At 69.2% G+C, this 17,117-nt stretch carries 15 protein-coding genes and 1 riboswitch; of the genes, 7 read left to right on the top strand and 8 right to left on the bottom strand.

Going from position 1 to position 17,117, the window contains the following annotated elements; translation table 11 throughout:
• The first annotated feature begins 96 nt into the window (after positions 1-96).
• A complete protein-coding gene (locus tag BUF17_RS07440; protein ID WP_244530799.1) occupies positions 97-765 on the top strand; it encodes a LysE family translocator in 669 nt (222 codons plus the stop codon).
• Positions 766-770: 5 nt separating this feature from the next.
• The gene (locus BUF17_RS07435) at positions 771-1,592 is read left to right on the top strand and encodes a TrmH family RNA methyltransferase (RefSeq protein WP_073627014.1); all 822 of its coding nucleotides are present in this window, start codon (positions 771-773) and stop codon (positions 1,590-1,592) included.
• A gap of 49 nt (positions 1,593-1,641) precedes the next feature.
• Here BUF17_RS07435 and BUF17_RS07430 read toward each other — a convergent pair whose 3' ends face one another.
• The 5 genes from BUF17_RS07430 to BUF17_RS07410 form a co-directional block, all read right to left on the bottom strand.
• On the bottom strand, positions 1,642-2,208 hold the full coding sequence (locus tag BUF17_RS07430; RefSeq protein ID WP_073627012.1) for an HXXEE domain-containing protein: 567 nt from the start codon (positions 2,206-2,208) through the stop codon (positions 1,642-1,644).
• A gap of 164 nt (positions 2,209-2,372) precedes the next feature.
• Entirely contained in the window at positions 2,373-3,710 is a 1,338-nt protein-coding gene (locus BUF17_RS07425; RefSeq protein ID WP_073627010.1) for an ABC transporter ATP-binding protein, read from the bottom strand.
• 13 nt (positions 3,711-3,723) lie between these two features.
• Entirely contained in the window at positions 3,724-5,469 is a 1,746-nt protein-coding gene (locus BUF17_RS07420) for an ABC transporter permease (RefSeq protein WP_073627008.1), read from the bottom strand.
• Between the two features lie 547 nt (positions 5,470-6,016).
• A complete protein-coding gene (msrP, locus tag BUF17_RS07415; RefSeq protein ID WP_073627006.1) occupies positions 6,017-7,036 on the bottom strand; it encodes a protein-methionine-sulfoxide reductase catalytic subunit MsrP in 1,020 nt (339 codons plus the stop codon).
• A gap of 216 nt (positions 7,037-7,252) precedes the next feature.
• Entirely contained in the window at positions 7,253-9,475 is a 2,223-nt protein-coding gene (locus BUF17_RS07410; RefSeq protein WP_084564199.1) for an elongation factor G, read from the bottom strand.
• Positions 9,476-9,771: 296 nt separating this feature from the next.
• Between BUF17_RS07410 and BUF17_RS07405 the strand changes: the two genes are divergently transcribed.
• On the top strand, positions 9,772-10,545 hold the full coding sequence (locus BUF17_RS07405; RefSeq protein ID WP_084564197.1) for a protein tyrosine phosphatase family protein: 774 nt from the start codon (positions 9,772-9,774) through the stop codon (positions 10,543-10,545).
• A gap of 84 nt (positions 10,546-10,629) precedes the next feature.
• Here the strand turns inward: BUF17_RS07405 and folD are convergent, their stop codons facing one another.
• The 3 genes from folD to BUF17_RS07390 all read right to left on the bottom strand — a co-directional run bounded on the left by folD (position 10,630) and on the right by BUF17_RS07390 (position 13,776).
• Positions 10,630-11,508: a bifunctional methylenetetrahydrofolate dehydrogenase/methenyltetrahydrofolate cyclohydrolase FolD gene (gene folD / locus BUF17_RS07400; RefSeq protein ID WP_073627291.1), complete on the bottom strand. Its 879-nt coding sequence runs from the start codon at positions 11,506-11,508 to the stop codon at positions 10,630-10,632.
• Between the two features lie 295 nt (positions 11,509-11,803).
• On the bottom strand, positions 11,804-12,511 hold the full coding sequence (locus BUF17_RS07395; RefSeq protein ID WP_244530798.1) for an alpha/beta family hydrolase: 708 nt from the start codon (positions 12,509-12,511) through the stop codon (positions 11,804-11,806).
• A gap of 20 nt (positions 12,512-12,531) precedes the next feature.
• Positions 12,532-13,776 carry an O-succinylhomoserine sulfhydrylase gene (locus tag BUF17_RS07390; protein WP_073627004.1) on the bottom strand — a complete coding sequence of 415 codons (1,245 nt, stop codon included), beginning with the start codon at positions 13,774-13,776 and terminating at the stop codon, positions 12,532-12,534.
• 150 nt (positions 13,777-13,926) lie between these two features.
• A riboswitch (SAM riboswitch) is annotated at positions 13,927-14,004 on the bottom strand.
• Positions 14,005-14,168: 164 nt separating this feature from the next.
• Here BUF17_RS07390 and BUF17_RS07385 point away from each other — a divergent pair.
• From BUF17_RS07385 to BUF17_RS07375, 4 genes are all read left to right on the top strand, one after another.
• Positions 14,169-15,266, top strand: coding sequence for a 2'-deoxycytidine 5'-triphosphate deaminase (locus BUF17_RS07385; protein WP_073627002.1), 1,098 nt, complete (start codon positions 14,169-14,171; stop codon positions 15,264-15,266).
• A 268-nt stretch (positions 15,267-15,534) separates the two neighbouring features.
• On the top strand, positions 15,535-15,690 hold the full coding sequence (locus tag BUF17_RS22860; RefSeq protein WP_175563639.1) for a DUF5993 family protein: 156 nt from the start codon (positions 15,535-15,537) through the stop codon (positions 15,688-15,690).
• Between the two features lie 13 nt (positions 15,691-15,703).
• Positions 15,704-16,312, top strand: coding sequence for a disulfide bond formation protein B (locus BUF17_RS07380; protein ID WP_073627000.1), 609 nt, complete (start codon positions 15,704-15,706; stop codon positions 16,310-16,312).
• Positions 16,313-16,402: 90 nt separating this feature from the next.
• The gene (locus BUF17_RS07375) at positions 16,403-16,879 is read left to right on the top strand and encodes a secondary thiamine-phosphate synthase enzyme YjbQ (RefSeq protein WP_073626998.1); all 477 of its coding nucleotides are present in this window, start codon (positions 16,403-16,405) and stop codon (positions 16,877-16,879) included.
• Positions 16,880-17,117: the final 238 nt, after the last annotated feature.

Below are 17,117 nucleotides of genomic sequence, written 5' to 3'. Positions count from 1 at the left end.
CGGCTGGCGATCTGACCTCAGCGACGTTCCGGCGAAGCCTTGCGAACATGAGATCCGGCGCCGCTCGTCGCGGACTCGCCGGGTGAGGGGGCAGTGATGGCGATTGCGACAGCCGGCCTGACGATTGCCGGACTCGATCCGATGATTGCCGCGAGCGCGGCGCTCGCGGGCTTCGCCTACGGCATCACGCCGGGGCCGGGGGTTCTCGCGGTGTTCGGCATCGGCGCCGACCGGGGGCGCAGCGCCGGAGCGCGCTTTCTCGGCGGTCACATCGCCGGGGACATCCTCTGGTACACGCTGGCGCTGGTCTCGATCATCGGCGCCTCGTCCATCGGCGACCTCGTGTTCCAGGTCCTCGGACTCCTCAGCGGCGCCTACCTGATCTGGCTCGGGCTGTCCGCCATCCGGCACGCGAGCCGCACCGGCGAGGCCGCGCCCGAGGCCGGAGGGCTCGCCGTCCGCCGCCCGCTGATGCACGGCATCGTGTTCGGCATCACCAATCCCAAGGCCTATCCGGTCGCCGCCGCGATGTTCACGGCGCTGTTGGCGGGCAAGGCCGCGAGCCTGCACTGGTCGTCGCTGCCGGCGCTGGTCGTGATGGCCGGCCTCGGCTCGCTCGCGGCCTACGCCGTGCTGGTGTTCGCGGTCGGCCTGCCGTTCAGCCGGCGGTTCTATCGCCGGCACGAACCGTGGATCGTGCGCATCTGCGGCGCGATCTTCATCGCGTTCGGCGTGAAATCGATCGCCGACAGCCTGCGGCGTTGAACGATATGCGGACGATCCGTCCTCCGGGGCGGGAGGTGATCCCGGTTGCGGAGGCCGACGATCCGCGCGTCGCCGATTATCGCGACGTGCGCGAACGCGATCTCGTGGGCCGCGACGGTCGCTTCGTGATCGAGGGCGAGGTGGTTCTCGACGTCGCGCTCTCCCGCAGCCGGTTCGCGCTCTCCTCGGTGCTGATCGCCGCCGACCGGGTACCCCGCCTCGGCGCGCTGATCGATCGGGTGCCGCCCGATGTGCCGGTCTACGGCGCCGCCCCGGCGGTGATGGACGCCATCGTCGGGTTTCCGATCCATCGCGGCATCCTCGCCATCGGTCTGAAAGGCGCCGCGCCGGATGCCGCCGCCGCGCTTGCCGCGCTGCCGCTCCGGGCGCTGGTTGTCGGGCTCGTCGGGCTTGCGAACCACGACAATGTCGGCGGCATCTTCCGCAACGCCGCCGCGTTCGGTGCCGGCCTCGTGCTCGTCGACCGCGGCTGCTGCGATCCGCTCTACCGCAAGGCGATCCGCGTCTCGGCTGGCGGCGTGCTGGCGGTGCCGTTTGCGCCCGTTCCGAATGGCGGCGCGATGATCGATCTTCTCGATGAGGCCGGTTTCGAGGTGATCGCCCTCTCTCCCCGCGGCGACGAAACGCTGGCGCGCCTCACGCCGCCGCCCCGCGCCGCGCTGCTGCTCGGGGCCGAGGGGCCGGGGCTGCCGGCGGAAATGCTCGCGCGCACCCGTACCGTCCGCATCCCGATGCAGGCCTTCGATTCCCTCAACGTCGCAACCACCAGCGGGATCGCGCTGCATCACCTCGTGCACGGCGGCTGACCCTGAGGCGGTGTTCCGATCGGCCTGTCCGGGGACGGGAGATGCGGCGCTATGCGTGAGCGTGCAGCCTGCGCCGGACGTGGGCGACGATCCCGGCGTGGATGGCGATCGCGACCGCGAGGCCGATGACATGCATCGCAAGCGTGCCGCCGCCGCCGCGCTGGGTCGCGATCAGCGCGAACACGCCGGCCGGCAGGAACAGCACGATGCCGGTGATGAGGCCCGGATTGTAGCGCCGCATCTTGATCGCCTGTCCGATGTGGGCGAGCGCGTTGACCAGCACGAGATAGACCGCGATCAGCGTGAAGCCGGGGTGGACCGCGTAGGCCAGGATGAGCGAGACGGCGATGGTGCCCCACACGCCGGGGATGTTGACCAGGAACACGTAGCCCCGCGACAGCACCTCGACGCCGTGACCGATGGTCTCGTTCGCGAACCGGCGGAACCGGTCGCCGTCGTGTTCCTCGTACTGGTGCAGCATGTAGACCGGCAGCAGCAGATAGGCCGCGGCGAGCGATTCCGGCCAGCCGGCCGTCAGGACGGGGCCGAGCACGAGCAGCAGCACCCCCGCCAGGAACCCGCCATAGACCCAGTTGCCGATGAGCCTGTCCAGCATGTCGTATCTCCCCCCGTTCAGGGGAGATCATAGACCATATTCCATCCGGACCGAAGCGGTCCGGACGGCAGGGATGGTGCCCAAGGTCTTGAAACGGGGCGGAATTTTCCGCCGGCCGGACACCTTCGTCCCCCCGGCGGGCAGTGCGGAACGTGGCGGATGGATCAGCCCGGATCGTCCAGGCTGAACTCCTCGGTCTCGTCGTCGTAGGCATAGAGCTCGGCGTAGCGGCCCCAGGCCACCGCCGCCTTCAGCGAGCGCTCCGAATAGGTCTCGGACATGTGGTCGTCGAGCTCGTGCAGGAAGCGCGACGACGGCGCGCGGTGGCTCGGCCGCTCGTCCAGCACCTTCTTGATGAGCGCGGCGAGTGGAACGCGCGTCGCGAGGCGCTCGCGGAACAGGCGCTTGCGGCCGTCATTGTCGGACTCGACGAAATGGCGCCCGGAATCCGTGATCTTGACGTCGCCGTCCGCCATGTCGGCGAGGCCCAGCATCTGCAGCACCTCGATCATCGGGAACAGTTCGTCGGCCTCGAGCTGCAGATCGTCGGCGAGGTGCGGCAGATCGGCGTGGCCGTTATAGGGGGCAGCCGCGATCTCCTCCAGCAGGCCCGCCAGCATGTTGGTGGAAACCGGCGGCAGCGGCGTCGCGATGCTGGCGTGATGTGCCTCGTGATGCGCACCGGACAGGCGGCGGGCTTCCTCCTCGCCGGCGCGGTTGGTCATCCGGGCATAGATGTCGTCCACCATCTGGCGGAAGGCCGGGTCGAGCCGGTCGCGCGGATGGGGGAAGTCGACCTTGATCTCCGCGGCGACCCGTCCGGGATTGACCGAGAAGATCAGGATGCGGTCGCACATCAGCACCGCTTCCTCGATGTTGTGGGTCACCATCAGGATGGAGCCGATCGGCAGCTTGCCCTCGCCCCACAGCTCGATGATGTCGGTCCGGAGCGTTTCCGCCGTCAGCACGTCGAGTGCGGAGAACGGCTCGTCCATCAGCATCAGCTTCGGATGGATGACGAGGGCGCGGGCGAAGCCGACGCGCTGGCGCATGCCGCCCGACAGTTCCTTGGGATAGGCGGATTCGAAGCCGTCGAGGCCGATGAGATCGATCGCCTCCAGCGCGCGCTTGCGCCGTTCGGCGGCGGGGATGCCCTGCGCCTCCAGGCCGATCTCCACGTTCTCCAGCACCGTCAGCCAAGGGAACAGCGCGAAGCTCTGGAACACCATCGACAGCCCCTCGCAGGGGCCGGTCACCGGCTCGCCGCACCATTCCACCTTGCCGGTGGTCGGCGGCACGAGGCCGGAGACGATGCGCAGCAGCGTGGACTTGCCGGAGCCGGAGCGGCCGAGCAGGCCGACGATCTCGCCCTTGGCGATCTTCAGGGCGACATTGTCGAGCACGACGTGCTCGCCCTTCTCGCCCTTGCGGAACGCCTGGCGCACGCCTTCGATATCGACGAGAAGGCCGGAGGAGGGAAGTTTGCCGGGCTTGTCGAGCATGGATGCGCGCTCCTCAGTTGAGACGCAGGCGGCGCGAGGCATAGCTGAACAGCGGATGCCACAGGAGCCGGTTGAACAGGATGACGAACAGCGACATCACCGCGATGCCGAGCACGATGCGGGGATAGTCGCCCGCGGTGGTGGCGTTCGCGATATAGGCGCCGAGGCCGTGGGCGGAGAGCTTGTCGTCGCCCCAGCTCGCCACCTCGGCGACGATCGAGGCGTTCCACGAACCGCCGGAGGCCGTCAGCGCGCCCGTGACATAATACGGGAACACGCCCGGCAGGATCACCTTCCGCCACCAGTTCCAGCCGCGGATGTGGAAGCTCGACGCCGCCTCCTTGAGGTCGGTCGGGAAGGCGCTCGCGCCCGCGATCACGTTGAACAGGATGTACCACTGGGTGCCGAGCACCATCAGCGGGCTCAGCCAGATATCCGGGTTGAGGTGGAAGTGCACGATCACGACCACGAAGAACGGGAAGGCGATGTTGGCAGGGAAGGCGGCGAGGAACTGCGCCACCGGCTGCACTGCCTCGGCGACCTTCGGGCGCAGGCCGATCCACACCCCGATCGGCACCCAGATCAGCGTGGCGAGCGCGATCAGCACCACGACGCGGATGAAGGTGAGGACGCCGAGGCCGAGCGTCGTCAGCACCTCGTGGAGGCCGAGTTCCGAGCGGATATAGACGACGATCTCGTAGGCGATATAGAGCGTGCCTGCCGCCACCGCGACGATCCAGAGTCTGTCGACCCACGGATGCGACCAGACCCGGCCGACGGCATCGGTGCGTATCGAGCGCTTGGGTAGCGGCGGCAGCAGCCGCAGGCTCGCGGCCCAGCGCAACGCGGCCGCCGGCGGCTCCAGCATCTTCTGGAACACGGCCGTGCGCTTGATGGCATCGAGCAGCCAGGAGCGCGGCACCTGTCCGCTCGCCGACTGTTCGAAGCGGAACTTCTCGCCCCACGCCACCAGCGGGCGGAACAGCACCTGGTCGTAGATCAGGATGATCACGAGCATCGCCAGCACCGCGTAGCCGATCGCCGGCAGGTTGCTCTGGTCGATGGCGAGCGCCACGTAGGAGCCGATGCCCGGCAGCGTGTAGGTCGTGTTGCCGACCGAGATCGCCTCGGACGCGACCACGAAGAACCACCCGCCCGACATCGACATCATCGTGTTCCAGACGAGGCCCGGCATCGAGAACGGCACCTCGAGCCGCCAGAACCGCTGCCAGGGCGACAGGCGGAACGAGCGCGAGGCCTCCACCAGATCGGTCGGAAGCGTCTTCAGCGACTGGTAGAAGCTGAAGGTCATGTTCCAGGCCTGGCTGGTGAAGATCGCGAAAACCGCCGCGAGTTCCACGCCCAGCACCTGGCCCGGGAACATGTTCATGAAGCCGACCACGGTGAAGGACAGGAAGCCCAGCACCGGCACCGACTGCAGGATGTCGAGGAACGGGATCAGCACCATCTCGGCGCGCCGGCTCTTGGCGGCGATGGTGGCGTAGATGAAGGTGAACACCAGCGAGGCGACGATGGCGAGCAGCATCCGCAGCGTGGTGCGCAGCGCATATTCCGGCAGCATCGCCGGGTCGAGCGAGATCTGGGTCTGCTCCATCTGGGTCAGCGGCACCAGCGTCTGCTCGGCGCCGCGCGACAGAAGGATCAGCGTGCCGAACACCAGGACGAAGGCGAACAAATCCCAAAGGTTCGGGACATAGCGCATGCCGCGCGGGCGCAGGACTGGGAATTGCAGGGCCATGGGCGAACTCTAGCGCGAGATCGGAAAAGGCGGGATCGGCGAGAAGGCGGGCGGCAGGGCGCGGCCCGGTGCGTCAGGCGACGGGCGGGTCCGCTTCAGCGGCCTCCGACGGAACGCCGCGGCCACGGCGCGCACGCCTTTCGGGCTGCGGCGCTCCGAAGCCCTTCCCGAAGGCTGCGCGCGAGATCGGTCTCGACGTCGTCATCGTGCCCCCCAAAACAACGCCCACGCCGGCAACCTCGGCCCACGTCCCCCTCGCGCGCCGCGTCGCCCTCGTGCTGCCGGCCGAACCGCGCGGCCGGTGGTTCCTGCCGGGCGAGCCTGCCCGGCCTCGATCAGGAGCCTTCTTCCCGCCGGACCCGGTCCGGCCGGTACGGCCGTGCCGCGGCGCAAAAAAGCGCTCGCGGCCCATCCGTTCGAACCGTTCGGATACCGGTGCAAAAGAGCTCAGGCCGACTTTATGACGGCCGGCTCATGACGTTATGACGACAAAGGAGCGGAGGCTACTGCGGCAAACGCGGCGTGCGGCGACGGCCGTCACAAAGCATCACATGAACAGCCGCTCGGAACCGAGATCCTTGTAGAGACCCGCCACTTCAGGCCCGTAGCCGTTGTAGATCTGGGTCGCGACGCGCTCGCCGGTGCCGATCACCTCCTCGGTCGCCTGGCTCCAGCGCGGGTGCGGCACCGCCGGGTTGACGTTGGCCCAGAAGCCGTATTCCGAGGATTGCAGGCTCTCCCAGAAGGTCTCAGGCCGCTTGTCGGTGAAGGTCAGGCGCACGATCGACTTCACCGACTTGAAGCCGTACTTCCACGGCACGGCGAGGCGCAGCGGCGCACCGAACTGCTTCAGGAGCGGCTTGCCGTAGACGCCGGTGACCATGAAGGCGAGGTCGTTGGTGGCCTCGGCCATGGTCAGCCCCTCCACATAGGGCCACGGATAGAAAGGTGCCTTCTGTCCCGGCGCCATGGCGGTGTCGAGGAAGGTTTCCATGCGCACGTAGGTCGCGCCCGAAAGCGGCTTGGCGTATTCGACGAGCTTGGAAAGCGGGAAGCCCGTCCATGGCACCGCCATCGACCACGCCTCGACACAGCGGTGGCGGTAAAGCCGCTCCTCCAGCGGCATCGCGCGGATCAGGTCGTCGATGCCGACGGTGCGCGGCGTTTCCACCATGCCCGCGATCTCGACGGTCCAGGGCCGTGTGCGCAGCGAGCCGACGTCACGGTAGATGCCCTTCGATGTGCCGAATTCGTAGAAGTTGTTGTAGGTCGACGAAACCGGCTCGGGCGTCACCGCGCGATCGAGCGTGAAGGCGGGGTTGCGCTTGGCGGGATAGAGGTCGGCGGTCGGATCGGGGGCCTCGGGTGCCGCAGGCTTGGCGCTGTCGTCGCCGCCGAACAGATTGCCGAACAGGCTCGCCGCGTCGGCCTGGGTGGCGCCGAGCGCGGTGGTGGCGGCGGCAATGGCGGCAGCACCCTTCAGGAAGCGGCGGCGGCCGAAGAACACGGCCTCGGGGGTCGCCTCGGATTCCGGGATCTCCCACCGGCGTGGACGCTTGATCAGCATTGGATGGCTCCCTCGTTCCGCTTCGCATGTCCGACCACATCCGCGCCGGTTCGGATCGGGGCGATCCGGGCGGGATAGGGTCTTACGGTCCGTGCTCACGCCGGCCGGGGCGCCCAACGAGCGGGCGAGCGGGCGGCGCGGCACGGTCCACCTCTGCGTTATTACGCTTCGCGGACCTGCTTTATTCCGGTGCGATTGCGGCGAAACGCGGTTTTTTTACGCGGCATCCCGCCGGCGGCGTTCGGCGATCTCGGCGGCAAGCCGCGGCTCCACTTCCGCGAGGTGGTGGAACGCGGAGCGGAAGACGCCGACGCCGGCGCTCGCCGAGCGGACGTCGAGGATCAGATCCTGAACGCCGGCCTCCGGGATCAGCGCATGCACCGTGTCCCACCCGGGCCAGCTCGCCCTGGGCTCGCAGGCCGTGATGTGGCCGCGCCGGGTGGCGGCGATGGCGGCGATCCGGGCGGTCGCCTCCGTCGGCACGTCGAACACCACCGACAGCACCGGCTCCAGCAGCACGGTTCCGGCCCGCGCCAGCGCCTCGCGCACCGCAAGGTGCGCGGCGGCACGGAACGCCTGCTCGGAAGAATCGACCGCGTGGTGGGCGCCGTCCATCAGCACCGCCTGGAGATCGACCACGGGAAAGCCCATCGGTCCCTCGCCGAGGGTTTCGGCGATCCCGGCCTCGACTGCGCCGAAATAGGTTTTCGGCACGGTGCCGCCGATCACCTGCTGGGAAAACCGGAAACCCTCGCCGCGCCCGCCGGGGGAGAATGCGACCGTTATGTCGGCGAACTGGCCGTGGCCGCCGGACTGCTTCTTGTGGCGGCTGTGGACGGTCACGGGAGCGGCGATGACCTCGCGGTAGGCGACGCGGGGCGCCCGGCGCAGCACGTCGAGGCCGAAGCGGCCGGAAAGCCGCTCGATGGCTGCCTTGAGGTGCATCTCGCCCTGGCCGCAGAGCCGGATCTCGCCGGTGACGGCATCCGTGACGACCGCGAGGCCGCCGTCCTCTTCGCACAGCCTCTGCAGGGCGCCGGTCAGCTTGGTCTCGTCCTTACGTTCCGCGGGGGCGACCGCGACGGCGAGCACCGGCGGCGGCGGCGCGAGCGCGATCAGGTCAAGCCCGCCGCCCCGCCGGGAGGTCAGCGTCGCGCCGGTGGCGACACCGTCGAGCCGGGCGAGGGCGGCGATCTCGCCGTCGCCGGCCGGGCCGCGCCGCACCGGCTCCCGGCCCTTCTCCAGCCGGTAGAGACCGGTCGAGCGCACCTGTGCGCCCGATGCCGTGAACAGCGTGGCCTGCTCGGCGAGGCTGCCGGACAGCACGCGGGCGAGCGACAGCTTGCCGAGATGGGGGTCGTTCAAGGTCTTCATCACCTGCACGACCGTGCCGCCGGCCGCTTCGAGCCCGAGGCGGGTGCGGGTGGCATCCACGCACGGCGATTCGTGGCGTAGCGCCTTCATCAGGCGGAAGATGCCGTTGCCGCGTGCCGCCGAACCGATGAACACCGGGCAGATCAGTCCCTCCGCCATCTCGCGCGCGAGGTCGTCGAACACCCGGTCGCGCGGCGGCTCGATGTCCGACAGGAGTTCTTCCAGCAGCGCGTCGTCATAGTCCGCGACCCGCTCCAGCATCTCGAACCGCGCTTCGACCTGGCGCGCGCGCTCGATATCGGGGATCGCCATCACCCGGCTCGCCGCGTGCTCGCGATAGACATAGGCCCGCTCCAGCGCGAGGTCGACGAAGCCGGTGGCGATGCCGTCCCGCCAGATCGGCATCTGCCGCAGCACCAGCGGCGTGCGGCTCGCGCTCTGCAGCATCTCCAGCGTCTCGCGGATGCCGCCGTCCGCGCGGTCGATCTTGTTGAGGAACAGCACGCGGGGAATGCCCCGCTCCTCCAAATTCTTGAGGATGACCTGGAGCGCCGGCAGCTTGCGCGCGTCGGCCTCGCACACCACGAGCGCGAGGTCGGCGGCCGCGACCACGCCGTCGATCTCGGCACAGAACTCGATCGAGCCCGGGCAGTCGACCAGGGCGTAGTCGTCGCCCATGAAGGCGAACCCGGTCACCGTCGCCTCGGTGCCCATGGTGTGGACGCGGCTTTCCGGGCTCTCGGCGGCATCGCGAGCGATGGTCTCCGCCCGGCCGGCGTCGTGGCGCGCCGTGGCCGGATGACCGCCCTCGCGGCAGGATGCGGCGCGGACGACATCGTCGCCGCGCAGCCGCATGGCTTCCACCAGCGAGGTCTTGCCGCTGCCGTAGGGACCGACGACGGCGATGCAGCGCGGTGCCGCCGCCCTTGGTGTGGTGACGGGCTGCTCGTCCTCTTCCACGCGAACGTCCCCGAGCACGGCCTCGCCGTCGGGGAGACGGGCGTTCGAGGGTGGCGCCGGGGGCGCCTCGTCTCCGCTCAACGCGCCCCGATCGTTTCCGCTCATCGCCGGTCTCCTCGTTGATGTTCTTGTCGAGGCCTTCGGTTCGGAACTCCACGCCGTGTTTCCACGCGAACGGCATCGTCGCAGCGGTTTGAGGCCGGCGCAAGGGCGCCGCGCGATTCCGCTCCCGTTCCGGATCGTCGTCGAACAAATGTCCGTTATTTCAACGGGATGAGCCGGCTTGTGCCGGTCGGTGCCGCTCTTGCGGCGCCCGCGCGGCGGCCATGCGGGCCCGCGCGCTTGCGCGAGCCGGCCGGATCGGTCAAAAAGCGGCCCGACATGTCAAGAAGCGGCCCGACATGGCGCGGGCTTCACCGCCGCCGAGCCAGCCGATCGAACCGGGTGCGGGATCGTTGAAATTCTTCCGGGACGCCGAGGGCCGAGAGCGGCACCGCGACAAGCTGCGGGCGAAAAGCCGGCGGCCGATCGTCGGCCTGCGCCGACGGGTGAAGGCGTGGTTGCACCTCATCGTCGTCGACGCCGGCATCTTCCGCCTGTTCTACCGCAACCGCCACAGGGTCGACGACCGGCTGTGGCGTTCGGCCCAGCCTTCGCCGCTCGATATCGCGTGGGCGGCGCGCAACGGCATCCGCACGGTGGTGTGGCTCAGGGGCGACCGTGAACTCGGCGCTTTCGCGCTCGAACGCGACGCCTGCGAACGTGAGGGCCTCACGCTCGAATCCCTGCCGCTGTGGTCGCGCGGCGCGCCGACGCGTGAGATGATCCACGATGCCGCCGCCTTGTTCGAGCGCATCGAATATCCCGCGCTGATCCACTGCAAGTCCGGCTCCGACCGGGCGGGGCTCGCCTCCGCGCTCTACCTGATCCTCGCACGCGGAAAGCCGGTCGCCGAGGCGGCGAAGCAGCTCTCGCTGCGGTTCGGCCATGTGCGCTCGTCGAAGACCGGCGTGCTCGACCTGATGTTCGACCACTACCGCGCCGAAGGCGAGCCCGCGGGCCTGAGCTTCCTGGAATGGGTCGACCGCGACTACGATCCGGCACGCATCAAGGCGGCGCACAAGTCGACCTTGTGGAGCGACGTTCTGATCGACCGCGTGCTGCGGCGGGAATAGGCCCAAGCTGCCGGGCGGACATTCTCCGGCCGGAACGGCCCGGCGGCAGCCCGGATGCCTACGCGGCCTGGATGCCTGCGCCGGTCAGATCCCGGCGCGGCGCCGTGCTGCGGTGACGGTGTTGCGCAGGAGGCAGGCGATGGTCATCGGCCCGACGCCGCCCGGAACCGGCGTGATCAGTCCGGCGATGCCCAGGGCTTCCGCATAGGCGACATCGCCGACGATGCGCGTCCTGCCCTCTCCGAGATCCGGCGCCGGCACGCGGTTGATGCCGACATCGATCACGGTGGCGCCCGGCTTGATCCAGTCTCCGCGCACCATCTGTGGCCGGCCGACGGCAGCGACCAGGATGTCGGCGCGGCGGCAGACCGCGGCGATGTCGCGGGTGCGCGAATGGGCGATGGTCACGGTGCAATCTTCCTTGAGGAGGAGCTGCGCCATCGGCTTGCCGACGATGTTGGATCGCCCGACGACGACCGCTTCCAGGCCCGACAGCGAGCCGAGATGGTGCTTCAGCAGCATCAGGCAGCCGAGCGGGGTGCAGGGCACCAGCGCGTCGAGCCCGACGGCCAGCCGCCCGGCATTGACGACATGGAATCCGTCGACGTCCTTGGCGGGGGCGATGGCCGCCAGAACGGCGCGCTCGTCGACGCCCTTCGGCAGCGGCAGCTGCACCAGGATGCCGTCCACCGCCGGATCGGCGTTGAGACGGTCCACCAGCGCGATGAGTTCGGCTTCGGTCGTGGTCGCCGGCAGGCGATGCTCGAACGAGGCCATCCCGGCCTCGATCGTCTGCTGGCCCTTGTTGCGCACATAGACCTGGCTCGCCGGGTCTTCCCCGACCAGCACGACCGCGAGGCCCGGCGTCAGCCCGTGGGACGCCTTCAGCGAGGCGACCTCGGCCTTGATCTCGTCGCGCAGCCCGGCGGCGAACGCCTTGCCGTCGATCGGGCGCGTCTCCACGGCGGCGGAAGGAGCGGGGGAGAGGGAATGCGATGCGCCCACGGCTGCGGATCCGTCTGTGGTTGCGACTCTGTAGTTGCGACATGGCGCCCGGGTCCACCGGCCGAAGCGATCGCGCCGCCGGTCGGACGGGCTGCGTCCGGGCGAGGCGCGCTCCAGGGATGGCGCGGGTCGGGCTCGCCGGTGCTGTAGCGGGTGAGCGGCGGTCTTGTCCACAGGGGCGGGGGCATGGCTGCCCCGATGCCGGTGCGGGGCAGGCCGGCCGAACTTCGACCGCGCGTTGCTTTCGGCAAGCTCAGCCGAGCATGGCCGCCGCGACCTGGGCGGCAGCGCGCAGGTTGCCTTCCCACGTCGCTGGCGAGCCGCCGCGCGGGGCGAGGTCATGGCTGCCGTCCTCACACCAGAGCACGCGCACATTGTCCGGCAGCTTCAGCGCGGACACCTCGTCATAATTGCCGAACGGGTCGCGCTCGCCCTGGGCGATCAGGGTCGGGCGCCGCAGCGTCTCGACCGGGGCGAGCCGGGCCGCGGCGGTGTCGCCCACCGCGTCGCCGGGCGCATGGAAGGGGTAGCCGAGGCAGACGACACCGGCGACCCGCGGGTCGAGATCGTCCTCGCAGCCGAGCATCGCCGCGACCCGTCCGCCGAGCGACTTGCCGCCGATCAGCACGGGACCTTCCGTGACCGCGAGGCACTGGTCGAGCGCCGCGCGGAATTCGCCCACGAGCTTCGCCGCGGCGGGCGGCGGGCGCTTGCGCCCGCTCTGCCGGCGCTCGGCCATGTAGGCGAACTCGAAGCGGTAGATGGTGAGGCCGGCGAGCACGGCATGGCCGGTGAAGCGGTTCATGAATGACGAATCCATCGCCGCCCCGGCACCGTGAGCAAGGAGCAGCGTGCCGACCGCGCCGGTCGGCGGCGTGTTCACCAGGAAGTCGAACCCGGCTCCCGCCGCGCTGTCCTTCCCGCCGCCCGCCTGGGTTCCGCCGGAATCCTCACCCGCCATGTCGGCCCGCCTCCGCCTCGTTATCCGGCTTTCGCCACCCGCGGCCGGCCGGCCGCAACACCCGCCGCCGCAATGCCGGCGTCGATGTCCTCGATCAGGTCCTGGACGTCCTCCAGCCCGACGGAAAGCCTGAGCAGTCCCCCGCCGATGCCGAGCGCCTGGCGCGCCTCTTCCGAAAGGCGCTGGTGCGTGGTGGTCTGCGGATGGGTGATGAGGCTCTTCGCATCGCCGAGATTGTTGGAGATGCGGATGAGTCGCAAGGCATTGGAGAACGCGAACGCCGCTTCCTTGCCGCCTTCGAGCTCGAAGGCGATCAGCGACGAACCGGCGCGCATCTGCCGCGCGACGAGGTCCGCCTGCGGATGATCGGGGCGGCCGGGATAGATGACGCGCGCGATGCCATGCTGTCCGGCGAGGTGGTCGGCGAGCCGGGCCGCCGTCGCCGTCTGGCGTTCCACCCGCAGCGGAAATGTCTCCAGCGCCTTCAGCAGCACCCAGGCATTGAACGGCGACATCGACGGGCCGGTCTGGCGCAGGAAGTTGTGGAGGTGGTCGGCGATCCACTTCTTCGACGACAGGATTACGCCGCCGAGACAGCGGCCCTGGCCGTCGATGTGCTTGGTCGCGGAATAGATCACCACGTCGGCGCCGAGTTCGAGCGGCGACTGGTGCAGCGCGGTCGCGAACACGTTGTCGACGATCAGCGTCGCACCGGCCGACTTCGCGATCTCCGCCACGGCGGCGATGTCGACGAGTTCCAGCGTCGGGTTGGTGGGCGATTCCAGGAAGAACGCCTTCGTTTCGGGCCGCACCGCCGCGCGCCAGGCGTCGAGGTCGGTGCCGTCGACGATGGTGGAGGCGACGCCGAAGCGCGGCAGCAGCTCCTCGATGACGTAGAGGCACGATCCGAACATGGCGCGTGGCGCCACCACATGGTCGCCGGCCTTCAGCATGCAGAGGAGCGCCGAGGTCACCGCCGCCATGCCGCTCGCCACGGCGCGCGCATCCTCCGCGCCTTCAAGGCGCGCCATGCGTTCCTCGAACATCGCGACGGTCGGGTTGGAGAACCGCGAATAGATGAAGCCGGGATCCGCGCCGTTGAACCGGGCCTCGGCGGCCTCGGCGGTCTCGTAGACGAAGCCCTGTGTCAGGAACATCGCCTCGGACGTCTCGCCGAACCCGGAGCGGATGGTGCCGCCGTGGACCAGTTCGGTCGCGGGCCGGTAGCGGCGGGGCGATTGGGGAGCAGTAGTGGTCTTGGTCATGGGTCGAACCTCCGGCGGTTCCCGTTCGGGCATCAAAAAACCCGGCCGACAGATGCCGAGCCGGGTCAACGAACGCCGCGGCGGAACCCCATGACAGGACACGGCGGGCTTCGCCCGATCCGCCATCCAGCACGGGCCCCGCCGTCCGGGACGGATGCCCACTCGGCCTTTTAGCGAGTTGTTTAACGTGGCTGCAAGCCGGCCGGCCAAATCACCACGGAACGTCTTCGTACTTATTCCCCCCGGCCGGGCGCGTCAACGCCGAACGCGGCTTCCTGTACAGGCGGCTCATGATCGGCTAGCAGAAGGAAACGGCGGCGGCACCGTTCGTGCGCGATTTTCCCCGGGGGGCGGGGGCACATCGGCCGGCGCCGCTTCAGCGAGGATGGACGATGAGCGACGCGACGGCCGGCATCCTGCCCCGGCAGGAGATCCGCCACCTGATCGAGGCCGGCATCATTGCGAGCGACGTGCCGGTGACGGCGCGACAGGTGCAGCCCGCGAGCCTCGATCTGCGGCTCGGCAACGTCGCCCACCGCATCCGGGCGAGCTTCCTCACCGGTCCGAACGCCACCGTGGCGGACAAGCTCGGCAAGCTCACGCTGCATTCGATCGACATCAGCCGCGGCGCCGTGCTCGAAACCGGCTGTGTCTATCTCGTGCCGATCGAGGAGCGGCTGGCGCTTCCCGCCGGTATCTCGGCGACCGCCAACCCGAAGAGCTCCACCGGACGGCTCGACGTCTTCACCCGCGTCATCACCGATTCCGGCCGCGCGTTCGACACGGTGCCCGCCGGCTACCACGGTCCGCTTTATGCCGAGATCAGCCCGCGCACCTTTCCCGTGCTGGTGCGCGCCGGTTCGACGCTGTCGCAGATCCGCTTCCGGCGCGGCGAGGCCGGTCTCGACGACCGCGAACTTCTCGCCCTTCACGACCGGGAAGGCATCGTCTTTCCGGGCCGGCCTGTGGTGGCGGGCGGCCTGCATCTCACCGTCGACCTTCTCGGCGGCCACGAGCCCGGCGGTCCGATCGGCTACCGCGCCAAGCGCCATACGGGCGTGATCGACATCGACCTTAAGGGCGGCTGCGACCTCTACGACTTCTGGGAGCCGGTCACCACCCGCGGCGAGGCGAGCCTGATCCTCGATCCGGACGAGTTCTATATCCTCGCCTCCTGCGAGGCGGTGCATGTACCGCCAGAGGTTGCCGCCGAGATGGTGCCGATCGATCCGCTGGTCGGCGAATTCCGCGTCCACTATGCCGGCTTCTTCGATCCGGGCTTCGGCCATGCCGCCGCCGGCGGCTCGGGGTCGCGCGCGGTGCTCGAGGTGCGCAGCCACGAGGTGCCGTTCATCATCGATCACGGTCAGGTCGTCGGGCGCCTCGTCTACGAGCGCATGTCGGCCCGCCCGGACGTGCTCTATGGCCAGGATCTCGGGTCGAACTATCAGGCGCAGGGCCTGAAACTCTCCAAGCATTTCCGCGCCTGACGCGCATTCCGGCGGGCCGCCCTGCCATCCCGGCCTGCCCCAGCGCCCCGCAAGCGGTTTTGTCGCAGCCGCCGACGGCCGCAGTTCCTTCGCTCCGCATGTTTTTCCGTCTGGCCAGACTGCCTGCCGGAGCGAGAATCCTTTAGGATTCCGCACTCTGGCGGCAAGGGCGTCGAACGGCGCCCGGAGCAGCCGGGGCGCCAGGGCACACCGGGCGGGCAGCATCATTTAAGCATCATTTAAAGAGACGGGCTGGGGAGAATTCGACATGATGAGTCTGCCGTTCTTCGCGCAGGCGGCGGCGCTGCTCTGCGTCTGGGCGGGGCGAAGAAACGCCGCCTTCGCGCTTCTGGTGCTGTCGCTGATCGTGACGCTCGTGCTGTTCCGCCTGCACGCGACCGATCCCCTCGCGATCGTGCTTTGAGGAGCGCCGAACGATGTCGCCGTCCCTGTCTCGCACCCTGAACATCCTCGGTCTTCTCGCCGTCGGCGCCGTCCTGCTGATCGGCTTCGCCGCGCAGCTTCTCAACGGCGAACTGCCGTGCCCGCTCTGCCTGCTGCAGCGCAGCGCCTTCGCGGCGGTCATGGTCGGGCTCGCGCTCAACGTGCGGTTCGGCCCGCGCCCCAGCCACTATGGCATCGTCATCCTCTCGGCGCTCGTCGGCGCCGCCATCTCCACGCGGCAGACGCTGCTGCATATCGTGCCCGGCACCGGCACGTTCGGCGATGCGATCCTCGGGCTGCATTTCTACACGTGGGCGCTGGTGCTTTTTATGGCCATCGTGCTTGGCAGCGCTGCTATGCTGCTGTTCGATCGACAGTTCGCGCCGATTCCCGCGGGGGCGAAGATGGGCCTTCTCGGTGTCGTGGCGCTGGTGCTGGCGTTCGCGATGTCGTTCGGCAACGGCGTGTCGACCGTCCTGGAGTGCGCCGGAGGCCTGTGCCCCGACAATCCCGAGGGCTACATCCTGCTTCAGGGCGCGAGCCCTTCGGATGCGACGCCTCCGCCGGCTGCCGCGACGGCCCCGGCCCCGGGCGGAGGCTGACAGCCTCGCCCAACCTGAAGACGAAGGCGATGCCCCGGACGACAGCGCGGCAAGACGCTGCGTCCCGGCATCGGTTGATGGAGGAACGCAATGGCTTCGACCGTCGATGACAAACCAAGCATCAAGACCGTCTTCGGTCCCGGGCTCGCGAGCCGGCAGGCCATTGCCCGCGTGGAGGTGCCGACCACCGGGCGCGGCATGGTCGATATCTCCGGCCTCGTCGATCGGTGGCTGACCTCCGTCCAGGCCGTCGAAGGCCTGCTGACGGTGTTCCTGCGCCACACCTCCGCATCGCTCGCCGTGCAGGAGAATGCAGACCCGAGCGCGAGCGCCGACCTGATGGACGCCTATGACCGCCTGGTCCCGATGGACTGGAACTGGCGCCACTCTCTGGATGGCCCCGCCGACATGGCGGCCCACGTCAAGTCGGCGCTGACGGGTGTGAACCTCGCGATTCCCGTGGTGCATGGCCGCGCCGATCTCGGCACCTGGCAGGGCATCTTCGTTGTCGAACATCGCCTTGAAGGGCATCGCCGCGACGTCACGCTGCATTATCTCGGCACCTGAGGGGCACGTCCGAGGATCGTGCCTGCGGCGTCCGGCAACGTTTGCGCTTTTCTGCCGTTTCCGCTGCAAGCCGATTGCCAACGCAACCTGAAATATCCACACTGATAGGTGGTATCGGGTCGTGAGCGATTGTGCGGGCTGAAGCCCGTCCGTCGGTCCGCGACGACCGGGGATGGGGAATCGGCCGGGATGATGCGGTCCGCCGCCTGAAGGCGGTGGCCACGCCCGGGGGGCGTGG

This window comes from Pseudoxanthobacter soli DSM 19599, assembly GCF_900148505.1.
Lineage (GTDB): Bacteria > Pseudomonadota > Alphaproteobacteria > Rhizobiales > Segnochrobactraceae > Pseudoxanthobacter > Pseudoxanthobacter soli.
The sequence above is the reverse complement of the archived record's forward strand: the minus strand, read 5'-3'. Positions and strand labels throughout refer to the sequence as shown.